Origin of the sequence: Desulfosarcina sp. (genome assembly GCF_041551955.1) — a bacterium.
In the GTDB taxonomy this organism is placed as follows: Bacteria; Desulfobacterota; Desulfobacteria; order Desulfobacterales; family Desulfosarcinaceae; genus Desulfosarcina.
On record NZ_JBFELV010000601.1, the window covers coordinates 1 to 2,190 of the forward strand.

2 protein-coding genes are annotated in these 2,190 nt (G+C 54.0%); both read right to left on the minus strand.

Going from position 1 to position 2,190, the window contains the following annotated elements; genetic code table 11:
- Window positions 1-463: 463 nt before the first annotated feature.
- Window positions 464-1,603: an LbtU family siderophore porin gene (locus tag ABYV26_RS24680; protein ID WP_372684002.1), complete on the minus strand. Its 1,140-nt coding sequence runs from the start codon at window positions 1,601-1,603 to the stop codon at window positions 464-466.
- 74 nt (window positions 1,604-1,677) lie between these two features.
- Window positions 1,678-2,190 (minus strand): sirohydrochlorin cobaltochelatase (locus ABYV26_RS24685; RefSeq protein ID WP_372684003.1); only part of this gene is annotated, 513 nt, incomplete at its 5' end.

Here is a 2,190-nt window from a genome sequence, read left to right on the forward strand (position 1 = left end):
ACCACGCGTCGCATACAAAAATTGCCGTAATGACCGGCGGCGATGCTGAAATTGCCAAAAAACTGCTGGATGATGGAACAGCGAACTATCTTTTCAGGAAGCCATTCGATATAAATGATGTCTGCACGTCTCTGATACCAGACGTTCAGCAGGCCTGACCCCGGGCACGATAAACGGCAGCGCTTCGAAAAATTGGCAATCGATCAAAATTCGCCGATATGACGATACACGGCAGCGCCTCTAACGGGGCGCTGCCTTTTTTATGGGTGTTGGAAATGCCCTAATAGACACCGGGCCGCCATTTAGGCAGCCCGGTAAGGAAGGAAGGTAAGGAGGAAAGATCATTTATTCGACAGGGCTCTCTGGCCACATGGCGAGGCCAGCAGATTTCCCGTCTCTTGGTTGAACAATAACCCCTTAACCTTACAGAAAGATGACCCCAAGATTACAGGATGGTAATAAATTAGAAGGCCACGGCAAGTTGAGCGGTAAGCGTATCGGCCTCCTGTTCCACATCCAGTCCCGTGTCTTCGAACTCGTCGTGTAGGTATTCGAATGCCAGGTTGCAGGACCCGATGCCCCAGTTCAGCACGGCGCCGTATTGTTTTTCGGGCAGCACGCCGGCACCGTCATCCGATCCACCATAACGCAGCGCCAGTCCCAGGTCCTCGATGATCATGGCACCCAATTCTACATTGAAGGCGGTTGGGCTGCGCTTTTTATCCAACGTTGCCGGGGAATAGAGCTCACCGGCTTCGAAGTCGTCCAGGGCGCCTACGTATTCGCCAATCAATTTGAACCGATCGAGGTATTCGATGGTGAGGAAAGCCGACCAGCCACCGACCCGGTCCGTTAATTCGGTGGTGCCGTTTTCCTCGATGACGGCGGACAGAGAATCGGATGAGGCCAGGTTGGAGGTGTAGGAGACGCCGGCCATGAGAAAGTCCAGGGGGTGGGCGGTGATGGCGGCCACGAAGCTGTCGATGGCATCGTCGTCGCCGGCCTTGTCGATCTCGCCCTTGAATGCGCCCACGGACAGATCGACCCTTTCGCCGCCGATGCGGTAGCCGGCCACAGCGGCGCCTTGGTTGGTCTCACCCAGGACCAGGGTGTTGGGATCGGTTACGAAATGGCTGTCATAATAGCCGAAAGGAAGATACTGACGTCCGGCGATCAGGTAAGCCGGAAAGGATTTTGTTCCGACCAGGGCGATGAACCCCTCGTCCACGAACACCTCATCTTCCTCGTACTTGAACATGACGTGGCCGTCTACGTGCTTGGCGATCTTGGCATCCGCAACCAGCTCGACCGTGGCCAGATCCACGTCGCTTTCTTTGGTGTCTGCTGCCGGATCATTTTTTTCCTCAAACTTCCGGTAACCGGCTTCGACCTCGATCAGTCCGGAGATCTGGATGCGGTCATACCACTTGTCGCTCTCCGTGTCTCTGCCGATCGCCTCTTCCAATCGCTGGATCCGTTCAGCCAGGCTCTTGACGCCGCCGGCTTTCTGGGTCGATTTTTCATCGCCGGATGCTGTCTCCTGGGCAGATAGGGGAAGCGCGAACAAAACCAAACAACATGCGAACAATACGAGCTTTTTCATTGGTCTATAAATCTCCTAATCCATTTATTGGTGAACCCATCACAGCCAATACAATCAAGGCTTGACCCAGAACCCTAAAAGTGCCCCAATGGGCCTGCCACATGATCCACCCAGATATCCACAAATGGGTCGAATTCGGCCGTCCCTTTGAGTATTGGAACACATTCGATGCCTGCTTGGGTGAAGATGGATTTCCAGGAATCCTCTTCGTCACCGGCCATGTCGTTCTTGGCATGGTCGCCGGCAACGGACATAAACGGGATTAAATAGGCTTTCTTTATTTTTTTCTCGCTCATCAGCGCTTTGATCAGATCGGCTTTGGGATAGCCTTCCACGGTGCCGACGAAAATGTTGGGGTCCTTGAGCTGGAGTTGGAACATCAAGGCCGCGTAAAAGGCATTTGAGGGATGGTGGGTTCCGTGCCCCATGAGAACCACCGCTTCATTTTTTTTCCGGTTTTTCGGGATTGTTGCCAAGATCGCATCCACGGTGCGCTGCATGTCTTCCTGCGTGGCCATCAGCGGATATCCGAGAATCACTTTTTCGAAGCCGCCCATGCTTTTAAAAGCGCCTACCGTCCGGCGCAA

Bases quoted from the DNA above. Each gene is read 5' to 3' on its own strand.
- ABYV26_RS24680 (WP_372684002.1), bottom strand. From the start codon at position 1,603: ATGAAAAAGCTCGTATTGTTCGCATGTTGTTTGGTTTTGTTCGCGCTT.